Origin of the sequence: Williamsia sp. 1138 (assembly GCF_002095435.2) — a bacterium.
GTDB lineage: Bacteria > Actinomycetota > Actinomycetes > Mycobacteriales > Mycobacteriaceae > Williamsia.
Map to the genome: position 1 here is coordinate 79485 of NZ_MJEJ02000037.1, position 23071 is coordinate 102555.

A 23071-nucleotide genomic window follows, 5' to 3' on the forward strand; every position below is an offset into this window, starting at 1 on the left:
CGCTCGCCCCGGAACTGTAGTTGTGGGCGCGAGCACCCGCAGGACGCAATTGCTCCGAACAAAGTTAGGGGACCCCGCGCACCCGACAGAGCCCGCTGACCCTTGCTGCCTTCCGGCCCTGGGGGAGTTCACAGGATGCACGCCGCGCGGGATCCGTTGTCGAGTGTAGCGGGCCCGATCCACAGGCGAAAACCCACCAACTGGTCGAGCGCGTTTTGGGAGGCCACCGAATTACCGGTAGGCTGCCGGACGGAGGATTCGCCTAGTGGCCTATGGCGCTCGCCTGGAACGCGGGTTGGGTTAATAGCCCTCAGGGGTTCGAATCCCCTATCCTCCGCCAAAGGCAAGACCGGACCGGCGCACACGAGCAGTGTGCGCCGGTTTTTCTTTTCCCTCCCGCGAGGATCACCGCCACCTGCAGGCTTCGAAAACGCATCTATCTACCGATTTCGGGAAAAGCAGTTCACCGTCGCACCGAAATAAGCGATCCTACGGAGCCTTTTGCTATAGTTCTGGCGTCTGAGACGAATACGTCCAACATGCGGCGCGAATAGTGGGGGCTCGATGGCAAGGAAACAGATCGTTCAATTCATCGACGACATCGACGGGAGCGTGCTCGACGACTTCGTCACGGTCCGGTGGGCACTGGGCGACAAGCAGTACGAGTTCGACACGTCTCCGGAGCACGCCGACGAGTTCTACGAGTCGCTCGAGAAGTACGTTGCAGTATCCCGCCGCGCCGACTCTGTTCGTCAGAGCCGCAACAGCTCTCGCACCGCCCAGCCCTCCCGGGATGTGTCCGTGATCCGGGAGTGGGCCCGCGCGAACGGTTACGAGGTCAATGCCCGTGGACGCCTCCCGGCCCAGATCATCGAAGCATTCGACGCCGCGAACTGAGTGATCAAAGTCGACTCTCCAGGCGCGCCGACAGGCCGGCCTCCTGGAGATCGAGCCGCTCGAGCATCGCGCGGACGGCTTCATCGTCGATGTCGCCTGCGTCCCGACTGTCGATGAGCGCGTCTCGTTGTGCCTGCAGCACACGCCGATACAGCGTCGCGAAGGTCTCGGCCCGTTCTGTGTGCGCTTCGGGATCCGGCATCTGTTCGGCGTCGCGCGACTGCCTCGCGACCGTGGTGCGGATGTAGTCCACGGTGGAGGAGTCGAGACCGTCCGGCGGCGCGGCGACAAAGTCCTCGATAACGCCATCCGACGCGAAGTGCACGATGCTCTCAGCTTTCGACGTCTCCCGCTGGACGTACCGTTCTTCTTCTTCCGAGTGCAGATGGAGTCTGGCGATCATCCACGGCAGCGTGGTGCCCTGGATCAAGATCGTCCCCACAGCCACCACGAACGCGATCGCCTGGATCGCCGATCGCTCCGGGAACGGTTCTCCGGACTCAAGCGTCGCCGGTATGCCCGATGCGGCAGCCAAGGTCACCACCCCACGCATGCCGGTCCACGAAACCACCAGGCTTTCCTGAAAAGTCAGTTTTCTGCGGTCGATCTTGTCCCGCCACGACTTCATCCTCTGACCGGCGCGGCGCGGAGGCCTGTCGGGCTTGTCGGCCGCTTTCTTTCGCGGACGAGGTGCCCGCGGACCGGCAGAGATCTCCATTTCCGCCGCAGTGCTCGACATGTGACTACTCAGCAACCCACGACCGAACATGAGGAACACGCAGAGCGGCCGGATCACGAGAACCACGAACAGGACGACCACCGATGCGACGGCGACCCCCACCAGCGATTCCCGCGCCTCCCGCAGGTCGTCGATGATGAACCGCAGCTGTAATCCGATGTAGGCGAACACAAACGCCTCGAGCAGGACATCCACCGAGTTCCACACGTACCGCTCTTGCAACCTGGTCTGGTAGCCGGCGTGCACCGATCCCGACCCCACCACGAATCCTGCGATCACGACGGCCAGCACGCCCGAAGCGTGCAGGTGCTCGGCGGCAACGAAAGCCGCGAACGGCACCACGAACCCGAGAACCGTTTCCAGTGCCGGATTCTTGAGGTGCCTGCGTATCCAGAGCGTCCCGAATCCCATGACCACACCCACGATGGGCCCGAGCACCGCGTTGTAGCCGAAGAGCAGCAACGGGTTACCGATGAACGAGTGCGTGCCTGCGATCTGTGACACCGCAATCGCGAACAGTGACAGTGCGGCAGCGTCGTTCACCAGTGACTCACCGGTGAGGATCGCCATGACCCGCTTGGGCAGACCCAACTTGCGCCCGATCGCCACCGCTGTCACGGCATCGGGTGGCGCGACGATCGCGCCGAGCAACAACGCCAGCAAGAACGTGAACTCCGGGATGAACAGCGTCGCCACCAAACCCACGGTGAAGGCGGTGACCACCACCATCGCGACGCCGAGACCCAGAATCGGTTTGATGTTGCGCAGAAAGCTGGGGAACGAGAAATTCAGCGCCGCCGAATACAACAGCGGAGGCAACACCACAGTGAGCAGGATGTGCGACTCCAGCTCGACTCGGGGCAGGCCAGGAATGAACGAGATGAGCAGTCCGACCACCAGGATGATCAAGGCCGGCTGCATGCCACGGCGATCTGCAAAGGCGGTGACGATAACGGCGCCCACCAGCACCAGAAGGAGCAGTTCCATGGCCGGATTGTGTCAGCTGGGGTGGGTTTTCGCTGGGTGTCCACTTCAAGGCCCCGACGGATCCGATCGACCTCGCGGCGCGTCCAATCAGCATGGCCCAACCACCCCGAGTCGCCCTGGCGCTGCTGGCGGTTCTGAAGAATGTCCGCGCAGGTTGCGAAAATCGCAAGTCTGCGCATACCGTGAACAAGATGGGTGACAGTCTGGGCGAACGGGTACGAGCAGCAATGTCTGCCCGTGGACTCACGCAATCGGAGCTCGGCAGAAGGATCGACCTCGAACCGACCAAACTCTCCAAGTCTCTGTCAGGCAGTCGCCGCTTCACCTCGCTCGAGTTGGCCAAGATCGCGACTTCCTGCGGAGTGACTGTCGATGACCTCCTGGGAGTGGAACGCCCCACCGCGGCGATCGCCGCTCGGGTCGCTGCATCTGACGAACCCATTTCCGTGACTTCAGCAATGAAGCAGGCCGAGCGCTACGCACAGCGTCGTGAGGATCTGGCGTATCTCGGCTACCCGTTGACCCCGAAGCACGGCGAAGTACCGAGGTTCTCCGGACTCATGTACCACCAGGGACAAAAACTGGCGGAATGGGCGCTTGCGCAGGTCCGTGAATGGGATCTGGATATCCGAACCCGAGACCTTGCGAGCGTTGTCGAAGACGTGTTCTCGGTCGACGTCGCAGTTGTTGAGCTGGATGGAAAGTTCGACGGTATCGCTTGGCAGAGCCATAACTCTCGCCTGATTTTGATCAGCACGTCATCCGTTCCTGGGCGGCAGCGCTTTACCTTGGCCCACGAGCTCGGACATCTGCTCGCAAACGACGCGCAACACCAAACAAGTGTGGATGTCGACATTCACGACAAAGAGCACAAGAAGCTGAACTCCGAGATTCGCGCGAACGCATTCTCCGCGTCCTTTCTGATGCCGGTGGACGTGCTCCAAGAAGCTGCGGCAACCAGCCTCACCCGAGAATCTTTCGCCGACCTATCCTGCTCGCTGTCAGTATCTCCCAGCTCGCTCGCCTATCGGATGAACAACCTCAGTTTGATAGACGAGCAGGCATGCGCGTCGTTCGGCCGGCTCACCGCGCCGGAAGCGGCACGGATCGCTGACCGTACCGCAGAATTCGCCGAGTGGCTGGATGCCAGCCGCAGGACCCGTGTTCCGCAGACGCTGGTCCGCGACGCCTTCAGGGCTTACACCGATGGGGCCACCACCCTGCGTCCGTACGCCAATCTCCTCGGCATGAATGTCGATGAGCTCCAGAATGATCTCGACGCACCCACCAACGAGTTCGCCTGAACCGTGGAAGAAGTCTTCTGGTTTCCCGACAACACTGTGCTGTGCAACTTCGGAATTGTCGATCGGCTGGACATCTTGCGTGACGTCCTTCGTCAGCGTGGGCGCTGGACAGAAGCCATAGCGGACGAGGTCGCCAATTCGAGCACTTTCATTCCGGCGTTGGAATCAATTTCGAAGGACGGCTGGCTTGCTGAACCAATCGAAATCGTAGACCCCGAGCTGCAAAAGGCCGTTTCAATTACTCGCCGAGCTGTCTTCGACGGGACCGACGAACAACCACTGAAACACCTCGGCGAGGCGCAGACCTGCGTACTGATCCGTTCTTCTCCGAAGTTCAAGAGTTCCTACTGGATATCGGATGACAAATCAGCACTGCGATACGCCCGACACAGTGGGATATCGACCCTCGAGACCGTTGATGTTGTTGGCATGGCGGTGATCGAAGGATGCCTGTCCGCAGAAAAAGGCTTCGAGCTGATGCTAGAAATGGTGCAGGCCGGCCAGCATCCGCGGCTCCCGATTACTGCTGCCGATCTACTCCGCCGAGACTCTCACGACTTCAGTCGCCAGGTTCCTCCGGCCGCGCCTTGGACGGTTGCACCCGCTTGGGTTCTCCCGGCATCTTCGGGTAGCTCGGTGGGTAGGGCATGTCCCCCAGCCCGTCGCGCTCGTCCCGTTCGACGAGTTCGATCAGGGAATCGAGACTGCCGCGGCGCGAATCGATGTCGGACATCGGATCGCCGCGCCGCTCCAGTAGGGCCGGAACGGTGGCGATGGTGCAGTCCAGCGGGTCGACGTCGACCAGCTCGTCCCAGCTCACCGGGGTGGAGACGGTCGCGGTTGGGGTCCGCCGTACCGAATAGCCGGCGGCGATGGTGCGATCGCGGGCGTTCTGGTTGAAGTCGATGAAGATCCGCTCCCCGCGCTCTTCCTTCCACCACGAGGTCGTGATCGCCGAGTTGTCACGACGTTCCAGCTCGCGGGCCAACGCGATCACCGCACGCCGGGCCACGATGAAATCCCACCTCGGTTCAATGGGCACATACACGTGCAGTCCGCGGCCGCCTGAGGTCTTGGGGTAGCCGTGCAGCCCGAGTTCGTCGAGCAGCGGCCGCAACACCTCGAGTGCAACTCGGCGGGCATCGGAGAAGTCGGTCCCCGGTTGGGGATCGAGATCGATGCGCAACTGGTCCGGATGGTCGTTGTCCGGTGCGATGGTCGGCCACGGGTGGAACGTGACCGTGCCCAGGTTGGCTGCCCAGACGATGTCCGGGGCGCTGGTGGTGCGGATGGCGTCGGCCTTGCGTCCGGACGGGAAGGTGATCGACGTCGACTGCACGTGCTCAGGACGTTTCGCCGCAACCCGCTTCTGATAGATCTCCTCCCCCTCGATGCCGTCGGGGAACCGCTGCAGAAAAGTCGGCCGGTCCCGAAGTGCGTTCAGTAATGCACCATCGAGAGCAACGGTTCGGTAGTACTCGACCAGATCTCTTTTGCGTCCACCGTTTTCGCCGAGCTGTGGAAAGTAGATCTTGTCGGGGTTGGACAACCGCACGGCGGTACCGTCGACGTCGAGTTCCTCCGCGGGTGATCTGGCCATCAGTCCTGCCCCTCCAACACGTCGAAGAGATCGTAGGTCAAGGGGACCTCGAGCTGCTCGTAGCCGCAACTCTCGGGGTCGCGGTCCGGACGCCACCGCACGAACTGCACGGTGTGCCGAAAGCGCGGCCCTTCCATCTGGTCGTAACCGACTTCGACCACGAGTTCCGGCCTGATCGGGATCCACTGCGAGGACCCTTTCTCTTTCCACCGGCTCGGCTCGCCTTCTGCGACGTTGTCGGGGTCCAGTCGCATCGGTTCGAGCAGCTTCTGCAGTTCGATCCGCTTCGCGTCGGAGAACGCACCCGCACCACCGACCATGCGTAGATCGCCGTCGGCGTACAGACCCAGCAGCATCGACCCCAGTCCGGTGCCGCTCTTGTGCACGCGGTAGCCGATCACCACGCAATCGGCGCTGCGTTTGTGCTTGACCTTGATCATCTCCCGCTTGCCGGGCACATAGAGTCCGTCGAGGCGCTTGCTCACCACCCCGTCGAGCCCGGCTCCCTCGAACTCGGAGAACCAGTTCTGGGCCAGGTCGGCATCGGTGGTCACCCGGCTCACGCGGCACCGGCCGGCACCCGGAATGGATTCGAGCAGCGCTTCGCGGCGCGCCGAAAACGGCTCCCGTGTCAGATCCTTGCCGCGAGCTGCCAGTGCGTCGAACCCGATGAACATCGCCGGCGTCTGTTCGGCGAGCATGGTCACCCGGGACTTCGCCGGGTGGATCCGGACCGAGAGGGCGTCCCAGCTCAGTCGACGGACCCCGTCGAACACCGCCTGCACCCCGATCTCACCGTCGACGACGACCTTGTCCGGCAGCTCATCTCGCGCCGCCTCGACCAATTCCGGGAAGTACCGGCCCAGGTCCTTGCCACCGCGGGAGCCGATGACCACCTCGTCGCCATCACGAAAGATGATCGCTCTGAACCCGTCCCACTTGGGTTCGTGCGACCACACCGCGGCGCCCGTCTCATCCGGGATCCTGGCAGCAGCTTTTGCCAGCATCGGCGTCACCGGGGGCTTCACTGGTAGGTCCACGATGTTCCATCCTTCCACTTGTAGGCTCGGTGCCGTGGAGAAACGCCCCGCCGGACGCTACGCGCCGTCACCGTCGGGAGACCTGCACCTCGGAAACCTGCGGACGGCCTTGCTGGCCTGGATGTTTGCGCGCACCACCGATCGTGCCTTCATGATGCGAGTAGAAGATCTCGACCGGGTCCGCGCAGGATCGGAGCAACGCCAGCTCGATGATCTCGCGACGCTCGGGATCGACTGGGACCCGCCGGTGATGCGGCAGTCGCAGCGACTGCCCCACTACGACGCCGTCATCAGCGACCTCGGCGAGCGCGGCCTGACCTACGAGTGCTTCTGCACCCGACGCGAGATACTCGAAGCACCGACCGCGCCGCACGCCGCAGCAGGTGCATACCCGGGGACCTGCCGCGACCTGAGCACCTCCGCTCGCCAGGCGAAGATCGACGCCGGCAGGCCCCCTGCGATCAGACTGCGCTGCGAGCGTGGCGAGTTCACGGTCACCGACATGGTCAAGGGTGCGTACACAGGTGTCGTCGACGATTTCGTTCTCCGCCGGGGCGACGGGATCGCCGCGTACAACCTCGCCGTCGTCGTCGACGACCACGCCCAGGGTGTCGACCAGGTGGTGCGTGGCGACGATCTTCTGAGTTCGGCCCCTCGACAGAGCTATCTGGCGAGCCTGTTGGGACTTCCGGCCGTGACCTACGCCCACGTGCCGCTGGTTGTGAACACCGACGGGAAACGGCTGGCGAAACGGGACGGCGCCGTGACCCTCGACGAATTGACGGCGAAAGGCGTGGACGCGCACCAGGTCTTGTCACTGATCGCCGAATCGCTGGGGCTCGGTGCGCCGGGCGAGCAGGTCTCCGCACAAAAGATGCTCGGCCGGTTCGATCCGCGGACGCTGCCGAAGCATCCGTGGCGGGTCGAACCGGCCGAGCTGGTGGAGAAGATCAAGCGGCGACGGGAGCCACCGGCCCACCGGTGAGCACGCGATACGCGTAGACACCGGCCAGCAAGGTCACCGGGATGGTGACGAGCAGACCGATGAGGCACAGGATCGCACCGCCGATGTTCAACAGGACACACACCAATGCCAGCGGGAGCAGCTGACCCACGTTGTCCGTCGTCAACTTGAAGCTCGCCTTGATCGCGGCGATCGGATCCAGATCACGATCGATCACGAATGTCAGCGAGTACCAGAGCAGGTAACCGGTGATCAGGACCGGGAGGAAGCAGAGTATGAACGCAACCGCGTTGATCAAACCGACCAGGATGGCCACGGCAAAGACTGGGGCCAAGCTCTTGAATCTGAAGAAATCACCGAATCCGGGTTTCACACCGTCGGTTTCACTGAGCGCACCGCGCGTGAACGCGGCCTGGAAGATGATCGACACGATGACCGAGACCAGCGAGCCGATGATGCTGAGGATCGAGAAGCTGGCGGCCACGGTCAGATCATCCGAATTGGTGTATCGGTCCCAGCTGAACGCCGCATTGATCACGCCCGACACCACGACGGCGATGAGACACATGCCGATCCAGACGCCGGCATTGGCCTTGAAGCGGGCCCAGCCGTATCCGAGTGCGTCACCGACGCTCACCGTGGCGGGCTGACCGCCGTACCCGGGTTGTCCACCAAAACCTGGCTGACCCGGATCGCCGTAGGACGGCGGTGGGGGCGGCGGGAAGCCACCCGGACCCTGCCCCGGCGGCGGTGGATACCCGCCCTGCGGCGGCGGGTAGCTGCCCTGCGGTGGCGGATACCCGCCCGGCGGCGGGTAGCTGCCCTGTGGCGGCGGGTAGCTGCCTTGCCGCGGCGGGTAATTGCCCTCCTGCGGCGGATAACTGCCTGGAGGGGGCGGAGGCGGATTCGAGCCATCCGGCTTGTTCAGATTCGGTTCGTCGTCATTCGGAGGATAATTGCTGGTCATCGAAACTCCCTGTGTCGTTGTCGCCGGCGGTGCAGCGGGCGGCCCGGACCACAGATGCGCCCCGGAGCACGCGACAACCATACCGGTCAGGGGCGGCGTGGCAGGCGCGAAAAGCTCTTCGAGCCGGTCACTTTCACACCGGTCGATTCGCGATCGGTGAATCGCGTTCGGCCTCAGCGGTGGTGAGTCATTCAGACAAGAGAACTTCATCGATTGTTCGGCTCATGACGCGAATAAGGGCGCGTCGCCGTGGAATAGGCAAATCCTTGAGCGATTTCCAACCCTCTCACCAGCGCATACGCCGAGGATGACGATGCGTCAGCGATCTCGAAGGTCGCGTCGCGGAGGCGCCCCCGGGCCTGAATCCAGCGGCATCGCAGGTTTGTCCGGTTTACACTCACACCACACATAGGCGAACCGCGGAGCACATCTTCGCGCGAGAGGATCAGGCGACATGAGTGGACCGCAGTACCCAGGCCCCGACCCCAACAATCCCGGCGGCAATCCTCCCCAAGGCCCGGATCTGGGTAAGGGCGGCCCCGCGGGTCCGCCTCCCGGTTCTTATCCCCCGCCGCCCCAGGGCAGCTACCCGCCACCGCCGCAGCAGGGTGGCTTCCCCCCACCGGCCCCGCCTGTGAACGCCGGACAGTACGGACAGCCCGGCGCGGTCGCCGGTGTCGGCGAGACCGCCAGCCTCGGAGTTCGTTTCGGCGCCCGCGTCATCGACTCGCTCGTGGTCGGCATCCCGGTCTACGTCATCAACCTGGTGCTGTTCTGGACGGCGCCGTGGATCCTTGCCCTGCTCGTCTCGATCGTGCTCGCGTTCGCCGGGTTCCTCTACTTCGTGTACTTCGAGACGCAGAAGCAGGGCACCACGGTCGGCAAGAAACTGCTCAAGCTCAAGGTCGTCGGCGCCCAGGGCGGGGTACCGACGACGGACGAATCGGCCAAGCGCAACAGCTGGATGCTGCTCGGGGTCCTGTCGTCGCTGCCGATAATCTTCCTCGGATTCATCTTCGGTCTGATCTGGCTCGGCCTGGTCATCGCCATCGCCGTCACCATCAACAGCGACCCGAGAAATCAGGGCTGGCACGACAAGTTCGCCGGCGGAACCACCGTCGTCCGGACCGGCTAGTTCACGCCTTGTTGGCGCCCGCGTAGTACCTGCGTAGAAAATCGTCCCGGTACTCGTAGTAGGTGCCATCGATGATGGCCTGGCGCGCCCGCTCCACCAACGTCACGATGAAATGTTCGTTGTGAATGGTGCAGAGGGTTGCCGCCAGGCCTTCTTTGGCTTTGAACAGATGATGGATGTATGCGCGGGTGTACTGCGTTGTGTAATTGTCCATCTCGGGGTCCAGCGGACTGAAGTCTCGGCGGAAACGGCTGTTGGTCACGTTGTAGCGGCCATCTCGTGAATAGATCGCCCCGTTGCGCGCAACCCGCGACGGGGAGACGCAATCGAAGGTGTCAATGCCGCTCTCGATCGCGGTGAAGATGTCGTCGGGCTCACTGATCCCCAGCAGATGCCTCGCCTTGTCGTCCGGCAATTCCTCATTGACCCACCGGACGATCGTCCCGAGGTTCTGCTTTTCGAGCGCGCCCCCGATGCCGTAGCCACCGAACCCCCTGCCGCCCTCGGCGACGTCGATGTCGCTCATGACCACGAGGTCGCGGGCCGCCTTGCGGCGCAGATCCTCGTACTGCGCCCCCTGGATCACACCCCACAGCGACTGCACCGGCCGGTGAGCACGGGCCGCGGTGAGGCGATTGTGCTCGGCGAGACAGCGAATCGCCCACAAGCGGGTGCGCTCGAGCGAGGTCTCTTGGTAGTCACGGGTATTCATCAGCGTGGTCAACTCGTCGAACCCGAAGATGATGTCGGCGCCGAGCTGATGCTGGATCTGCATCGAGATCTCCGGGGTGAACCGGTGGGTCGACCCGTCCAGATGCGATTTGAACGTCACGCCGTCGTCGTCGACCCTGGCGAGGCGCTCCTTGCCTTCGGCGATGACCTCGTCGTTCTGCATGCCGGTCACATCCATGGCGATGACCTTCTTGAACCCCGCGCCGAGCGACATCACCTGGAACCCGCCGCTGTCGGTGAAGGTGGGGCCGGGCCAGTTCATGAACTGTCCGAGACCGCCGGCCTCGTCGATGATGTCGGGGCCCGGCTGCAGGTACAGGTGATACGCATTCGCGAGCACTGCCTGCGCGCCCAGCTCACTGACGGCTTCGGGTACAACCGTTTTCACGGTCGCCTTGGTTCCGACCGGCACGAACGCAGGGGTATTGATCTGCCCGTGCGGAGTGCTGATCACCCCGGTTCGGCCGAGGGTGCCAGACAATGAGGTCCCGACCGTAAAAGTACGGTCGGGACCTTGATCGGTATCACTCACCGATGCATCTTCCCAGTCAGTGGCCCTGCCCGGCAAAACGCTCGGCGATCGATCAGACCTTCATTGCCTCGCGCTCGTCGAACTTCTCCTGCTCGGCGGCGAGGGTCTTGTTCAGCTTCTCGCCCTCGATGTCGACGTCGGGCAGGATCTTGTCCAGCCATTTCGGAAGCCACCAGGCCTTGTCACCGAGCATTGCGAGCACTGCCGGGATCAGGGTCATCCGGACGATGAAGGCGTCGAAGACGACCGCCACCGCGAGCGCGAACCCGATTGCCTTGATGAAGACCATGTCCTGCAGCATGAAGGCCGCGAACACCGAGATCATGATGGCTGCGGCAGCGGCCACCACGCGAGACGAGTGGCTGAACCCGCTGACCACAGCCTCCTTGGCCGGGGTTCCGTGTACGTACGCCTCACGCATTCGACTGACCAGGAACACCTGGTAGTCCATCGCGAGACCGAACACGATCCCGATCAGGATGATCGGAAGGAAACTGACCAGCGGTTGCGGGTTGCCCACCAGACCGAAGTCACCGTTGGTGAAGATCGCCACCGTGGCGCCGAAGGTTGCGCCGATGCTGAGCAGGAAGCCCAGCGCTGCGGTGAGCGGGACCAGGATCGACCGGAAGACGATCATCAGCAAGATGAATGCCAGTCCGACGACGACGATCAGGTACGGGATGAGTGCCGAGGACAACTGGTCGGACACATCGATCTCGATGGCCGTCTGGCCGGTCACCCCGTAGGTCAGCCCGGTGTCTTCGGTGACCGTCGATTCGAGCCCGCGCAGGTCCTTGACCAACTGCTGTGTCGCATCGTCCCCGGAAGCGCTGGCCGGGAGCACCGAGATGATCGCGGTGTCCTTGGACTCGTTGAGGTCACCCGGGCTGATCACGGCGGTGGCGACGTCGTCGACACCCTTGATCTGGTTCACCAGGCCGTTGAAGGCCTCGATCCGCTGGCCTTCGTCGGCGATACCGCTACCGTCGGCGACCACCACGAAGGGATTGTTCTGGCCCGGACCGAAGCCCTCGGCGACCAGGTCGTAGGCCTTGCGCTGGGTGGTACTGGGGTCGCCGTTGCCGTCGTTCGGCAGGCCGAGCTTGAGTCCGCCGATCGGGATGGCGAGCAGCCCGAGGATCACGATCGACCCGATCACGAAGATCGCGGGACGCTTGACGACCTGGTTGACCCAGCGCTGACCGTTGTGGCGACGGGCCGGGTCGTGCGGCGTGACGTCCGGCGGATTGAGGAACTTGAGCCGTCCGGCGAACACCTTGTTGCCGAAGATCCCCAGGATCGCGGGCAGCAGGGTCAACGCAACCAACACGGCAACCAGCACGGTGCCGGCTGCTGCCAGTCCCATGGCGGTCAAGAACGGGATGTTGACGATGAACAGTGCCGCGAGGGCGATGAACACGGTGGCACCGGCGAAGACCACTGCCGAACCGGCTGTGCCCACGGCCTTACCGGCCGCCTCGGCCCGGGATTTCGACGAGTGCACCTCATGTCGGTACCGCGAGACGATGAACAGGGCGTAGTCGATACCGACCGCCAGCCCGATCATCGTCGCGAGGATCGGGGTCTCCGAGCTCAGGTCGAAGAAGAACGTCGCCGCGGTGACACCGAGCATGCCGATGATGACGCCGATGAGCGCGGTGATGAGCGGCATGCCCCAGGCCACGAGTGAGGCGAAGGTCAGGATCATCACGATGGCTCCGACGCCCATGCCGATCAGCTCGGAGGTGAACCCGATCGCGGGCTGCGGCAACGCCGTACCCGACATCTCGACCGTCAGACCACTGTCGCGCGCCGAGTTGGCCACATCTTCCATCTGGGTGTGAGCCGTCGACGAGACGTCTGCTGCTGCCTCGACATCGAAGGCGGCACCGAGCTGAGCGATGGTGGCATCGGCGTTGATCGGTGAGCTCGCCTGCGCATCAGCCTGGGCCTGTTCCGGCGTCTTGCCGAAGGTCTGTTCCTGGTACTGCACGATCGCGTCGCGACCGGGACCGGGATTCTGTTGCGTCCCAAAGGTGTCGAACGGATTGGCAATCGACTCCTCAGGAGCCTTGACCCCGTCGAACTGCTTCATCTGCTCGACCATGGTGTTGATCGCGCCCTGATACCGGGGCTCGGTCAGTGCCGCGCCACCAGGAGCCTTGATGACGTATTTGACGCTGACGTTCTCGTCGAACTTGGGCTTTTCGGGGAAGGCCTCGATCATCTGGTTCTGGGCTTTTTCCGACGGGATACCCGGGATCGAAAAGCTCTCGGACGTGGGCTTCGACAGAGTCGCGGCGGCGACTCCCATCCCGACGAGCACCAGCAACCAGATCGCGATCATCTTGAATTTGTTCAGATAGGCCCATCTGCCTATCCGATAGAGATAAGTGGCCACGTGCTGGTCCTTCCGTTCTTGGTCGTACAGGGAGGTTTGTCGCTTGAGGTCGCTTGCGCGATCTCAGGTTGGGTGGGGCGCCGCCGGAACGGGTCCGGCCAGGCCACTCCTGGTGAGTCGGAAGGCTTCACCGAGGAACGTGCGCAGATCTGTCTCCGCCGGGACCAGGCCCTCGGTCCACATCTCCAACGCGACCCGCAAGGTGCCGACCGCGTTCGCGAAGACGAGTCGTTCGATCAGACCCAGTTCGGTCTGCTGTCCGCGAGCACTGATGACCCCTTCGAACCGGGCCTTCTGCTCGGAGACCACCCCGTCGTGCGTGTGGTGGTCAGCCAGGGCCGGCTCGCTCTCGAGCAGCCGGATCAGGGTCATGAACTGTCCGGGCTCGGCGTCGGGGCTGCAGGCGATCTCGGTCAGCGCGTACTCGACCGAGTCCCAGAGCACTTCTGTCGCCGGCCGCGATTCGATGAGCTCGGCCAGGCGCTCGAGCATCACACCCACGAAGTAGATGAGTGCGTCTTCTTTGCCCGAGAAGTAGTTGTGGAACGTCCGGGTCGAGACGCCGACCTCAGCCGCAACCGTGTCCACCGAGACCGACTCGAGCCCGCGGTCCGCCGCGTGACGGAGCACCGCGGTCGCCAAGGCCAGCCGGGTGGCCGCCTTCTTCGATTCACGTAGACCCATCTGCTGCATGACTGCCAGCGTACGGAAATTGCAGAACACTGCAAATTTTCCTTGGGGTGCAATTTTGTCGAATCAGTCACTGCTTCGCTCGGCAATGACCGGCGTCACACATGACCGCCACGGTCACCATCGGTCACTGACGCGGGATTCGTTCGATACGGTTGTCCCCATGCGCACACGCCTACCCCGGTTCGTCGGAAGTGCTTTGATGGTCGGCGGCCTGGTGACCGCGCTGACCGCCTGCGGTGGCGATGATTCGACTGCCTCGGAAACGCCTTCCGATACGTCGCCACCCGCTTCGGCGGCGACGACCGACCCCAGCCCGAGCCGTACCGCATCCGCCGAGAATTCCAACGCCCCCGCGGTGCCCGGCCCCTCGCTTCCCCCCGCGACGTCGATACCCGATTCGAAGAAACTGCCCGACGTCGAGGGCACCCGATGCGAGACTGTGAACGGCCCCGACGGTGCGTTGCACGTCATCATCTTTCCTGGAGGTTCTGTGGACTGCGCTGTGGTTATGCCGATCGCGAAGGAATACGGCCCGAAGATCGCCACCGGGAGTCCCCAACAGGTGAGCGGCTGGGATTGTGGCCCGTCGCAGACCCGCGGGGTGCTGTCACGCTGCACCAAGGGCAGCGACGCCTTCGGATTCTCGATCGAATAGCCATGGGAACACCGGCGTCGCGCGACGCATATTTCGAGACCGGGCTCGACATCCTGGCCAACGAGGGTTACGGAGCCCTGAAGCTCTCGGAGGTGTGCAACCGTCTCGGTGTCACCACCGGGTCGTTCTACCACTTCTTCAAGAACTGGGGCGCCTACACCGAGGCTTTACTCCAGTACTGGCTCAAGACCCGCACGGTCAGGCAGATGGAGGCCGCCCGGGCGATCACCGACCCCTTCGAGCGGGTCAGCCTGCTCATCCAGGTGGGTCTGGCCCTTCCGCACGGCGCCGAAGCGGCGATCCGCACCTGGAGCAGTGTGAGCCCCGAGGTCCGGCCGATCCAGGAAGAAGTAGACAAGAACCGTTACGCGATCGTCTACGAATCGGCGTTCGACCTGCTCGGTGACGTCGAGAAGGCGCAGGGGTTCGCCAGCTGGGCGATCTACATCCTCATCGGCTACGAGCAAGCGGCCCTGCCCCACGACGTGAGTTCGCTCGGTTGGGTGGCCCAGCAGATGCTCGACTCATTAGCGCTGCAGGCCGGGTTGAACGTCAGCGGTAGTTTAGAAAATCAATAGTTTAGGAACCATCCCTATCAGGTGCGGCTTCGAATAACAGGAGCCCGCTTTACCGCACATGATGAGGAGAGTTCAAATGATTCGAATCGCGCGTACGACCCTGGGTGTTCTCGCTGCCACGGCCGGCACCGCCGCACTGGCGTTCGCCGCCGCACCCGCAGCTTCGGCAGCGCCGCCGCAGGTGTCCATCTGTCCAGGCCTTCCCGGTCAGGCGACGTCCACCGACCAGTGCATCGTCAGCTCCGGCCCCACCGGACTCACGCTGGCCATCACCGTCGACGGTGGCCAGGCGAGCGTGCAGGGCGACAACTTCTCCGGCCCCGCTGCCATCGCCATCGGTGAAGGAGCCACAGTTAACATGACCGGCGTCAACCCCGGTCTCTCGATCGGCATCGCCGGCCCCGGTGGCGAAGTGACCGTGAACGGCCAAACCGCTCCGACCTGCGTGGGCGGCCTCGGTTTCGCAGGCGACTTCCAGACCGGCAAGGGCTGCTTCAACAACGGCACCGTGCAGATTCCTCTCGGCTGAGAAAACCGATACTGCCCTCACTTCATCCACAGGTGCTCTAAGTTCGAATTCACACCTGTGTCGCACTGTTGCGGCCTGGGCACCTGTGGATGGAGGGGCAGTGCTTCGGACAGTGTTCGACGAGGAACATGAGGCTTTTCGTAAAGTCGTGCGCGACTTCATCAGTCGAGAGGTCGCTCCCGTGCACCACGACTGGGAGTTGCAGGGCCATCCGCCGCGCGAGTTCTACAACAGGTTGGGCGAACTGGGCATCCTCGGCATCGAGGCGCCGGAAGAGTTCGGCGGCGGCGGCGCGAAGACGTTCAAGTTCACCGCAGTCGTCACCGAAGAGGCAGCCCGCGCCGGAGTCACCTTCGGCTCGTACTCGGTGCACTCGAACCTGATCCTCCCGTACCTCGTCGAGTACGCGACCGAAGAGCAGAAGCAACGCTGGCTACCCGGATTCGTCTCGGGCGACATCATGACCGCGATCGCCATGACCGAGCCCGGAACAGGCTCCGATCTGGCGAACATCTCCACGATGGCGAAGCTGTCCGACGAGGGCGACCACTACATCCTGAACGGCGGCAAGACCTTCATCACCGGCGGCGCGCTCGCCGATCTCATCCTCGTGGTCTGCCGAACCGCCGCCAGCACCGAAGACAACCGCCGGTCCGGTTTGACGATCCTGTGCGTCGACACCAAATCCGAAGGCTTCTCGGTCGGCCGAAAGATCGACAAGATCGGGTTGAAGGCCTCCGACACCGCCGAACTGAACTTCGACAACGTCCGGGTGCCGGTGGCCGACCGCCTGGGCGACGAGGGAGAGGGCTTCAACTACCTCACCCACAACCTCGCCCAGGAACGCCTCACGATCGCCCTCCAGGCATCCGCGTCCGCGCAGGCGGCACTGCGGCACGGCATCAACTACGTCAAAGAACGCACGATCTTCGGCAAGCCGCTCGCAGCGTTCCAGAACACGAAGTTCGTCCTGGCCGAATGCGCGACCGAGGTCGACGCCATCGTCCTCATGGCCGATCGCGCGCTGGAACTGCACGACGCCGGCGACCTGTCGGTGGCCGACGCCGCCAAAGCGAAGCTGTTCTGCACCGAAGGTGCCGGTCGCGTCATCGACAAGTGCCTACAGCTGCACGGCGGCTACGGGTACGTCACCGAGTATCCGATCGCCAGGCTCTACGCCGATTCGCGCGTCTCCAGGATCTACGGCGGCACCAGCGAGGTCATGAAGACCATCATCGCGAAATCCCTTGGCATCTAGCCTCTCTCGACGGAACAACCACTCAGGAGTGAAACTCACATGCGCGATGCCGTGATCGTCGACGCCGTCCGGAGCCCGGTCGGCAAAAGAGGCGGCGGACTGTCCGGACTCCACCCGGTCGATCTGTCGGCCCAAGTTCTCCAGGCGCTGGCCGCCCGCAACAATCTGGACCCCGCACGGGTCGACGACGTCATCTGGGGTTGCGTATCCCAGGTCGGCGAACAAGCAGGCTGCATCGGCCGATACGCCGTACTCGCTGCCGGCTGGCCCGAAGAGGTGCCAGGATTCACCGTCGACCGTCAGTGCGGGTCATCACAGCAGGCCGTGCATCTCGCCGCTGCCGGGGTGATCGCCGGACACTACGACGTCGCGATCGCCGGCGGCGTCGAATCGATGTCGAGGGTGCCGATGGGTGCGGCGAAGGCGGAGGGTGCGCACGGAAAGCCATTCGGACCCATGGTTCGCGAGCGTTACGACAACTTCGCGTTCAACCAGGGCATCGGCGCCGAGATGATCGCCGACGAATTCGGACTGAGCCGAACCGATCTGGACCAGCACGCCCTCGATTCCCACGAAAAAGCGGCGGCAGCCATCGACGAAGGACGCTTCGTCGACCAGATCGCGCCCATCACCGTCACCGCCGACGACGGCACCACCACCGTGGTGACCACCGACGAAGGCATTCGCCGCGGCGGGACCATCGACAAACTGGCGGGACTCAAGACCCCGTTCAAAGAAGACGGCGTCATCTCCGCAGGCAACGCCTCGCAGATCTCGGACGGCTCGGCGGCGCTGCTGATCACCACCAGCGAACTGGCGTCGGTCCACGGCTGGACCCCGATCGCGCGGGTGCACGCGGTATCCGTCGTCGGCGCCGACCCCATCACCATGCTCAAAGGCCCGATCCCCGCCACCGCCAAAGTGCTCTCACGAGCCGGGATGTCGATCGACGACATCGGCACCTTCGAGATCAACGAGGCGTTCGCGTCGGTCTCCCTGGGTTGGCAACGCAGCACCGGAGCGGACTACAGCCGACTCAACCCCGACGGCGGCGCCATGGCGCTCGGCCACCCCCTCGGCGGTTCCGGAGCGCGCCTGATGACAACGATGATCCACCGCATGCGTGCGGACGGCATTCAGTACGGGCTGCAGTCGATGTGCGAGGGTGGCGGCATGGCGAACGCCACGATCCTTGAGCTCTGCTAGCTGCCTGTGTTTGATGGTTCGCTTCGTCGCGGGCCATGATGCGCGTTCTTCGCTCGTCATGTGGCCGCTGCGCGGTCGCACTCCTCGCTGCATCACGCGCGGCCCTCCCCTGCGCTCACGCGGCCACGTGCCGCTTCAGTTCTCAGCCGCCACTCGCCAGCAAAGGCCAAAGCCCTTTCGTGCCGGCGTCTACCGCCGCCCGGGTGAGCTCGTCGTCCCAGGATCTGACAGATCCGTATTCGGCTCTCCACGAAAGCAATCTGTTGGTGTAGCGGTGCAGGTCGTGCTCGCGGGTGAAGCCGATGGCCCCCAGCGTCTGGTGGGCGTTGCGTACCACCACCGAGGCGGCGTGGCCGGACACCGATCTCGACGCCGCAACCCCCAGAGCTGTTCTCGGGTCATCGAAACCGTGTGCCGCGGCCAGGTCCGCGGCGGCTACGGTCGTGGCATCCGCGAGCGCGGTCTCGGCAGCGAGGTCGGCGACCATGTGCTGCACCGCCTGGAACTTCGCCAGCGGACGGCCGAATTGCACCCGGGCCCCGGCGTGTTCGACGACGATCTGCTGAATGCGGCTCATGGCACCGACCATCAGATGACTTCTCGTCAGGGCCCCACGCAAGCGATACTCGGATACCACCGTGGCGGGTACCGGGGTTCCGTCCAGCCCAGAGGTGTCGACGACCACCGCGTCACGCGACTCGCCCGCCCTGCTCCGACCGGACTCGATACCAACCTCCGACCGCGCGAGGTCCGACACCTTCCAGCCATCTCCGTTGCGCCACAACACAACCAGCCTGTCGAACTCACCGGCCCACGGCACTCCGCCGGCCCGGCCGGCGGAGTCCAGCACCGCCGCAACGCGAATATGGTTGTCGCGGGCGGTAATGCCCGCCGTGTCGAGGAGCCAGCCGGCCAGCACATCGTTCTCGGCGACCGGCACCCTGGCGGCGTTCGCCCCCACAGCGCAGAGCAGCAGAGCGGACTCGGCCCATCCGGCCTCGCCGCCCTCCCGGCCGGGACCACCGGTGAGCCGGTCGAGGCCGGTCTCGCGCAAGGTCGTCCACAGGTTCTGATCGATCCCCGCGGAGTCCGGGTCGGAGTCCACGTGGCGACCGAAAAGCGACGAAAGCAGCTCAGCGAGTTCATGGTTGGGGCCGCTCATCAGCGCATCCCCAATCCACGGGCGATCACGCCACGCAGCACTTCGGTGGTGCCGCCGCGCAAGGTGAAGCCCGGCCTCTGCGTCACGCCCACGTCGACCTCGCGCCGGAAGTCGGCGCTCGCCGCGTCGCTGTCGTCGATCATGAGGTCGAACAGATCCACGATGTCGCCTTCTGTCCTGGTACCGAGCATCTTCACGACAGCGGCTTCGACATCGGCATCCTCTCCGTGCGACAGCGTGGTCGCCACATTGCGAGAGAGCTGATGCAGACCGAACATCCGGGCCGTGAGTTGCCCCACCGAGGGGTCGGCCGGCAGGCGTCCCGCAGAGATCTCGTCGCACGCCGACGCCAGCACCCCGAATGTCGACATGAACCGCTCGGGTCCGCTGCGCTCGAATCCCAGCTCCGACGTCACCTGATGCCAGCCGTCGCCGATCGTCCCCAGCACCAGATCGTCCGGTACGAAGACGCCGTCGAGACGCACCTCGTTGAAATGGTGGTCGCCGCCCATCGTGATGATCGGGCTGATCTCGACGCCCGGGGAATCGAGCATCACGATGAACTGGCTGAGACCGGCATGCCGGTTCGCGGGATCGACAGGTTCAGTCCGCGCCAGGGCGAAGAACCCGTGTGCGAGATGAGCCCCCGACGTCCAGAGCTTGGTTCCGCTTATCTGCCAGCCGTTCTCGACCCGGGTCGCCTTGGTCCGCACGCTGGCGAGATCCGATCCGGACTCCGATTCGCTCATCCCGATGGCCCAGAAGAGCTCCCCTGCCGTGATGGCCGGCAGGAAACGGGCCTTCTGGGCATCGGTTCCGAACCGGACGAGTGTCGGCGCCGCCTGACGATCGGCGATCCAGTGCGCAGCCACCGGGGCGCCCACGGCAAGCAGTTCTTCGGTGACGACGAAACGTTCTACGAATCCGCGGCCGTGACCGCCGAGTTCGACCGGGATGGTCATACCCAGCCAGCCCTGCTCAGCCAACATGCGGCTGAAATCCGGATCCCAGCCGGTGAGCCAGCAATCGACGGCAGGTGTGAAAACACCCTCAGCCACACAATCGTTCAGGAATGCACGTACCTCGCCGCGCAACTCATCGAGTTGCTCCTGCGACGGCTGCTCACTCACCGGTGAACTGTCCGGTGCGTCGCTCCCCGAAAGCGGCAAGTGCCTCACGGTGATCATCGGTGGGGTGCGAGAGTGCCTGCATCGCCGCGGACAGCTCGAGGAATCCGTCGAAATCCTGCCTACCGGACTCGCGCAGCAATCGCTTTGTCGCCCGCAGGGCATGCGGCGGGTTGACGGCGACCCTCGCAGCCAAATCCTGAGCGGCGGCGAGAAGTTCATCGGGTTCGACCACCCTGGACACCAGCCCCCACTCGAGTGCGGTGCTCGCGTCCACCCGATCTCCCGTGAACGCCATCTCCGCGGCGCGGGCAGCGCCCACTGCGCGCGGCAGCAGCCAGGCTCCGCCGTCGCCGGGGATGATGCCGAGCTTGACGAAACTCTCCGCGAAGAATGCCTTCGTGGAAGCGATCCTCATGTCGCACATCAGCGTCAGATCGCACCCGGCACCGACCGCCGGCCCGTTCACCGCCGCGATCAACGGAAGCTCACACGAGTACACCGCGCGGGCCAGCTTCTGGATGCCCCGCCGGTAACCCTGATAGATCTGGTGAGGCTTTCCCCCGAACATCCCGTTACCGTCGACCATGTCCTTGACGTTGCCGCCCGCCGAGAAGGCACTGCCCGCACCGGTCAGGATCACCACCCGAGCCTGCGGATCGGTGTTCGCTGTCTCGACCAACTCCACCAGCCGAGTCACCACATCGTCCCCGGAGATCGGGTTTCGGGAGTCCGGCAGGTTCAACGTCCAGGTGGTGACGTGCCCCTCGGTGTGGGCAAGGACGACATCGGTCGAGTCAGACATCATTCGATCCGTTCTGTGTCGGGGGTCGTACGGCGCGGATCGGCCCGCTGCAGGGCCGGCCCGGTAACGAGGTCTACGCCTTCGGCGTGCCACCATTTCAGCGCAGGCGTCCCAGCCTAGCCACCTCATCGCGATACAACTGGAGGATGCAGCTTCAGGATTCGCCAACCGCGGGCGGCGGCATGACACTCAGCGATCAGGTCGGCCGGCACGCGCGCCGGACACCGGATGCGGTCGCCATCCGGTACGACGATGCCGGGACCAGCTACCGCGAGCTGGACCAGGAGGTCAATCGTCTGGCCCGGGTCCTCGGCGACCGCGGGGTCGGACCAGGCGATCGGGTTGCGGTGCTGGCGCACAACCACCCGGTGATCGTCGCGGCAATCCTCGCCTGCACCCGGATCGGCGCGATCGCGGTACCGCTGAATTTCCGGTGCGTGGCCGCGGAGATCGAATACATGCTCGGCGATTGTGGTGCCGTGTTCCTCATCGTCGACACCCACTGCACCGCGGTGGCGGCCGCGGCGCTCCCGGCGGTGGACGCCGTGCGCGGCGGCCTGGTGGTCGGCGGCCCGGGTACGTCGGCCGGTCTGCCCTTCGACGACTACACCGACGCACTGGCCGCGGCGTCCGCCACCCCGGTGGAGACCGTGGTGGACGAACGGACTCCCGCACTGATCATGTACACCTCTGGAACCACCGGAAGGCCGAAGGGCGCGGTGCTGACCCACCAGAATCTCTTCGTCCAGGTGACCAGCCGGATCGCCCATTCCGGAATCCCGACCACCTGCCGGGTGTGGCTGGTCGCGACCCCGTTGTTCCACATCGGCGGGATCAGTGCCGTGCTGCAGTCGACGTATCTCGGCGGCACCCTGGTGATCGCCGGCTCACGCGAGTTCGACCCTGCCGGGATCGTCGATCTCTTCGAACGCGAACGCGTCTCGTCGTGCTTCCTGGTACCGCAGCAGTGGCAGGCGGTCTGCGCGGTGCCGGGTATCTCCGAGCGCGACCTGTCCGCGCTGACGATGATCGCGTGGGGCGGAGCCCCCGCCTCGACGACGTTGCTCAGCTCGCTGATCGACACGTTCGCAGGCGCGGAACTGAGCACCTCCTTCGGGCAGACCGAGTGCTGTCCCATCACGACCGTGCTGCGCGGCGCCGACGCGCGGCGGAAGATCGGATCGATCGGCACGCCCCTGCTCAATGTCGAAGTGCGCATCGTCGACCCCGAGATGAACGATGTCCCTCGCGGCGAGGTCGGTGAGATCGTCTACCGCGGGCCATCGATCATGAGTGGGTACTGGAACAAACCAGACGAGAACGAAGCGGCATTCAGGGGTGGCTGGTTCCACTCGGGCGACCTCGTACGCGAAGACGAGGACGGCTACCTCTACCTGGTCGATCGCCTCAAGGACATGATCATCTCGGGTGGTGAGAACGTCTACTGCGCAGAGGTCGAGAACACGATCGCCGCACATCCGGCGGTCGCCGAGGTCGCGGTCATCGGCCTATCCGATCCCCGATGGGGAGAGGTCCCACATGCCGTGATCGTCGCCCGGCCCGGGGCGATACCTCCCTCTGACGCCGATGTCGAGCAGTGGTGCCGAGACCGTCTGGCCGCGTACAAGTGTCCGCGGCACATCACCCTGATGTCCGCACTGCCACGCAATGCGGGCGGCAAGGTGATCAAGGCAGAGCTGCGAACGCAGCTGCCGTTGAACAACTGAGACCAACTTCGGCCGGCTGCCAATAAGATCTGC

20 protein-coding genes, 1 tRNA gene and 1 other RNA gene are annotated in these 23071 nt (G+C 64.3%); 11 read left to right on the plus strand and 11 right to left on the minus strand.

Going from position 1 to position 23071, the window contains the following annotated elements; genetic code table 11:
* Window positions 1–63 precede the first annotated feature (63 nt).
* An RNA gene (gene ffs, locus BH683_RS09445) (signal recognition particle sRNA small type) lies at window positions 64–158 on the minus strand.
* Window positions 159–251: 93 nt separating this feature from the next.
* On the opposite strand from ffs, the gene BH683_RS09450 reads away from it, so the two are divergent.
* Both BH683_RS09450 and BH683_RS09455 read left to right on the plus strand, forming a co-directional pair.
* Window positions 252–340: transfer RNA gene (locus BH683_RS09450), tRNA-Ser, on the plus strand.
* Window positions 341–564: 224 nt separating this feature from the next.
* Entirely contained in the window at window positions 565–897 is a 333-nt protein-coding gene (locus BH683_RS09455) for an Lsr2 family protein (protein WP_084835988.1), read from the plus strand.
* A gap of 4 nt (window positions 898–901) precedes the next feature.
* On the opposite strand, the gene BH683_RS09460 is transcribed toward BH683_RS09455, so the two are convergent.
* On the minus strand, window positions 902–2623 hold the full coding sequence (locus BH683_RS09460) for a sodium:proton antiporter (protein WP_084835989.1): 1722 nt from the start codon (window positions 2621–2623) through the stop codon (window positions 902–904).
* A gap of 458 nt (window positions 2624–3081) precedes the next feature.
* On the opposite strand from BH683_RS09460, the gene BH683_RS09465 reads away from it, so the two are divergent.
* The gene (locus tag BH683_RS09465) at window positions 3082–3927 is read left to right on the plus strand and encodes an ImmA/IrrE family metallo-endopeptidase (protein ID WP_246833283.1); all 846 of its coding nucleotides are present in this window, start codon (window positions 3082–3084) and stop codon (window positions 3925–3927) included.
* 559 nt (window positions 3928–4486) lie between these two features.
* Here BH683_RS09465 and BH683_RS09475 read toward each other — a convergent pair.
* Window positions 4487–5530, minus strand: coding sequence for a DNA polymerase domain-containing protein (locus tag BH683_RS09475; RefSeq protein WP_084836064.1), 1044 nt, complete (start codon window positions 5528–5530; stop codon window positions 4487–4489).
* Window positions 5527–6567: an ATP-dependent DNA ligase gene (locus tag BH683_RS09480; RefSeq protein WP_084836065.1), complete on the minus strand. Its 1041-nt coding sequence runs from the start codon at window positions 6565–6567 to the stop codon at window positions 5527–5529. Before BH683_RS09480 ends, BH683_RS09475 begins: the two co-directional genes overlap by 4 nt.
* 34 nt (window positions 6568–6601) lie before the next feature.
* On the opposite strand from BH683_RS09480, the gene gluQRS reads away from it, so the two are divergent.
* The gene (gluQRS, locus tag BH683_RS09485) at window positions 6602–7552 is read left to right on the plus strand and encodes a tRNA glutamyl-Q(34) synthetase GluQRS (RefSeq protein ID WP_246833284.1); all 951 of its coding nucleotides are present in this window, start codon (window positions 6602–6604) and stop codon (window positions 7550–7552) included.
* Here gluQRS and BH683_RS09490 read toward each other — a convergent pair.
* Window positions 7518–8498: a hypothetical protein gene (locus BH683_RS09490; RefSeq protein WP_084835992.1), complete on the minus strand. Its 981-nt coding sequence runs from the start codon at window positions 8496–8498 to the stop codon at window positions 7518–7520. The genes gluQRS and BH683_RS09490 overlap by 35 nt on opposite strands.
* Window positions 8499–8952: 454 nt before the next feature.
* Between BH683_RS09490 and BH683_RS09495 the strand changes: the two genes are divergently transcribed.
* Window positions 8953–9633, plus strand: coding sequence for an RDD family protein (locus tag BH683_RS09495; RefSeq protein ID WP_084835993.1), 681 nt, complete (start codon window positions 8953–8955; stop codon window positions 9631–9633).
* Window position 9634: 1 nt separating this feature from the next.
* Here the strand turns inward: BH683_RS09495 and tgt are convergent, their stop codons facing one another.
* The 3 genes from tgt to BH683_RS09510 all read right to left on the minus strand — a co-directional run bounded on the left by tgt (window position 9635) and on the right by BH683_RS09510 (window position 13991).
* Complete coding sequence (tgt, locus tag BH683_RS09500; protein ID WP_084836066.1) at window positions 9635–10897, minus strand: tRNA guanosine(34) transglycosylase Tgt; 1263 nt, start codon at window positions 10895–10897, stop codon at window positions 9635–9637.
* A 52-nt stretch (window positions 10898–10949) separates the two neighbouring features.
* Window positions 10950–13298 carry an MMPL family transporter gene (locus BH683_RS09505; RefSeq protein ID WP_084835994.1) on the minus strand — a complete coding sequence of 783 codons (2349 nt, stop codon included), beginning with the start codon at window positions 13296–13298 and terminating at the stop codon, window positions 10950–10952.
* A gap of 63 nt (window positions 13299–13361) precedes the next feature.
* The gene (locus BH683_RS09510) at window positions 13362–13991 is read right to left on the minus strand and encodes a TetR/AcrR family transcriptional regulator (RefSeq protein ID WP_094647368.1); all 630 of its coding nucleotides are present in this window, start codon (window positions 13989–13991) and stop codon (window positions 13362–13364) included.
* Window positions 13992–14151: 160 nt separating this feature from the next.
* Between BH683_RS09510 and BH683_RS09515 the strand changes: the two genes are divergently transcribed.
* From BH683_RS09515 to BH683_RS09535, 5 genes are all read left to right on the plus strand, one after another.
* Window positions 14152–14646, plus strand: coding sequence for a hypothetical protein (locus BH683_RS09515; protein ID WP_143696025.1), 495 nt, complete (start codon window positions 14152–14154; stop codon window positions 14644–14646).
* A gap of 2 nt (window positions 14647–14648) precedes the next feature.
* The gene (locus BH683_RS09520) at window positions 14649–15224 is read left to right on the plus strand and encodes a TetR/AcrR family transcriptional regulator (protein WP_084835997.1); all 576 of its coding nucleotides are present in this window, start codon (window positions 14649–14651) and stop codon (window positions 15222–15224) included.
* Between the two features lie 76 nt (window positions 15225–15300).
* Window positions 15301–15753 carry a DUF6764 family protein gene (locus BH683_RS09525; protein ID WP_084835998.1) on the plus strand — a complete coding sequence of 151 codons (453 nt, stop codon included), beginning with the start codon at window positions 15301–15303 and terminating at the stop codon, window positions 15751–15753.
* A gap of 100 nt (window positions 15754–15853) precedes the next feature.
* On the plus strand, window positions 15854–17011 hold the full coding sequence (locus tag BH683_RS09530; protein ID WP_084835999.1) for an acyl-CoA dehydrogenase family protein: 1158 nt from the start codon (window positions 15854–15856) through the stop codon (window positions 17009–17011).
* Window positions 17012–17050: 39 nt separating this feature from the next.
* Window positions 17051–18217, plus strand: a complete 1167-nt coding sequence (locus BH683_RS09535) for a thiolase family protein (protein ID WP_084836000.1) — start codon at window positions 17051–17053, stop codon at window positions 18215–18217.
* A gap of 142 nt (window positions 18218–18359) precedes the next feature.
* Here the strand turns inward: BH683_RS09535 and BH683_RS09540 are convergent, their stop codons facing one another.
* Genes BH683_RS09540 through BH683_RS09550 form a run of 3 tightly spaced genes read right to left on the minus strand, consistent with a single transcriptional unit; the run spans window position 18360 to window position 21311 of the window.
* Window positions 18360–19379 (minus strand): acyl-CoA dehydrogenase family protein, encoded by a 1020-nt coding sequence (locus tag BH683_RS09540; RefSeq protein WP_084836001.1) that lies wholly within the window; start codon window positions 19377–19379, stop codon window positions 18360–18362.
* Window positions 19379–20566, minus strand: a complete 1188-nt coding sequence (locus BH683_RS09545) for an acyl-CoA dehydrogenase family protein (RefSeq protein ID WP_084836002.1) — start codon at window positions 20564–20566, stop codon at window positions 19379–19381. The genes BH683_RS09540 and BH683_RS09545 overlap by 1 nt, the downstream gene beginning before the upstream one ends.
* On the minus strand, window positions 20502–21311 hold the full coding sequence (locus BH683_RS09550; protein WP_084836067.1) for a crotonase/enoyl-CoA hydratase family protein: 810 nt from the start codon (window positions 21309–21311) through the stop codon (window positions 20502–20504). Before BH683_RS09550 ends, BH683_RS09545 begins: the two co-directional genes overlap by 65 nt.
* Before the next feature lie 146 nt (window positions 21312–21457).
* Between BH683_RS09550 and BH683_RS09555 the strand changes: the two genes are divergently transcribed.
* On the plus strand, window positions 21458–23038 hold the full coding sequence (locus BH683_RS09555; RefSeq protein ID WP_084836003.1) for a long-chain-fatty-acid--CoA ligase: 1581 nt from the start codon (window positions 21458–21460) through the stop codon (window positions 23036–23038).
* Window positions 23039–23071 lie beyond the last annotated feature (33 nt).

What these genes read in the sequence shown, in the direction of transcription:
- BH683_RS09555 (WP_084836003.1), top strand. Translation starts at nt 21,458, where the DNA reads ATGCAGCTTCAGGATTCGCCAACCGCGGGCGGCGGCATGACACTCAGC.
- BH683_RS09465 (WP_246833283.1), top strand. Translation starts at nt 3,082, where the DNA reads ATGAAGCAGGCCGAGCGCTACGCACAGCGTCGTGAGGATCTGGCGTAT.
- BH683_RS09490 (WP_084835992.1), bottom strand. Translation starts at nt 8,498, where the DNA reads ATGACCAGCAATTATCCTCCGAATGACGACGAACCGAATCTGAACAAG.
- BH683_RS09540 (WP_084836001.1), bottom strand. Translation starts at nt 19,379, where the DNA reads ATGAGCGGCCCCAACCATGAACTCGCTGAGCTGCTTTCGTCGCTTTTC.
- BH683_RS09460 (WP_084835989.1), bottom strand. Translation starts at nt 2,623, where the DNA reads ATGGAACTGCTCCTTCTGGTGCTGGTGGGCGCCGTTATCGTCACCGCC.
- BH683_RS09510 (WP_094647368.1), bottom strand. Translation starts at nt 13,991, where the DNA reads ATGCAGCAGATGGGTCTACGTGAATCGAAGAAGGCGGCCACCCGGCTG.
- BH683_RS09535 (WP_084836000.1), top strand. Translation starts at nt 17,051, where the DNA reads ATGCGCGATGCCGTGATCGTCGACGCCGTCCGGAGCCCGGTCGGCAAA.
- BH683_RS09455 (WP_084835988.1), top strand. Translation starts at nt 565, where the DNA reads ATGGCAAGGAAACAGATCGTTCAATTCATCGACGACATCGACGGGAGC.
- BH683_RS09520 (WP_084835997.1), top strand. Translation starts at nt 14,649, where the DNA reads ATGGGAACACCGGCGTCGCGCGACGCATATTTCGAGACCGGGCTCGAC.
- BH683_RS09545 (WP_084836002.1), bottom strand. Translation starts at nt 20,566, where the DNA reads ATGATCACCGTGAGGCACTTGCCGCTTTCGGGGAGCGACGCACCGGAC.
- BH683_RS09515 (WP_143696025.1), top strand. Translation starts at nt 14,152, where the DNA reads ATGCGCACACGCCTACCCCGGTTCGTCGGAAGTGCTTTGATGGTCGGC.
- BH683_RS09550 (WP_084836067.1), bottom strand. Translation starts at nt 21,311, where the DNA reads ATGTCTGACTCGACCGATGTCGTCCTTGCCCACACCGAGGGGCACGTC.
- BH683_RS09495 (WP_084835993.1), top strand. Translation starts at nt 8,953, where the DNA reads ATGAGTGGACCGCAGTACCCAGGCCCCGACCCCAACAATCCCGGCGGC.
- BH683_RS09525 (WP_084835998.1), top strand. Translation starts at nt 15,301, where the DNA reads ATGATTCGAATCGCGCGTACGACCCTGGGTGTTCTCGCTGCCACGGCC.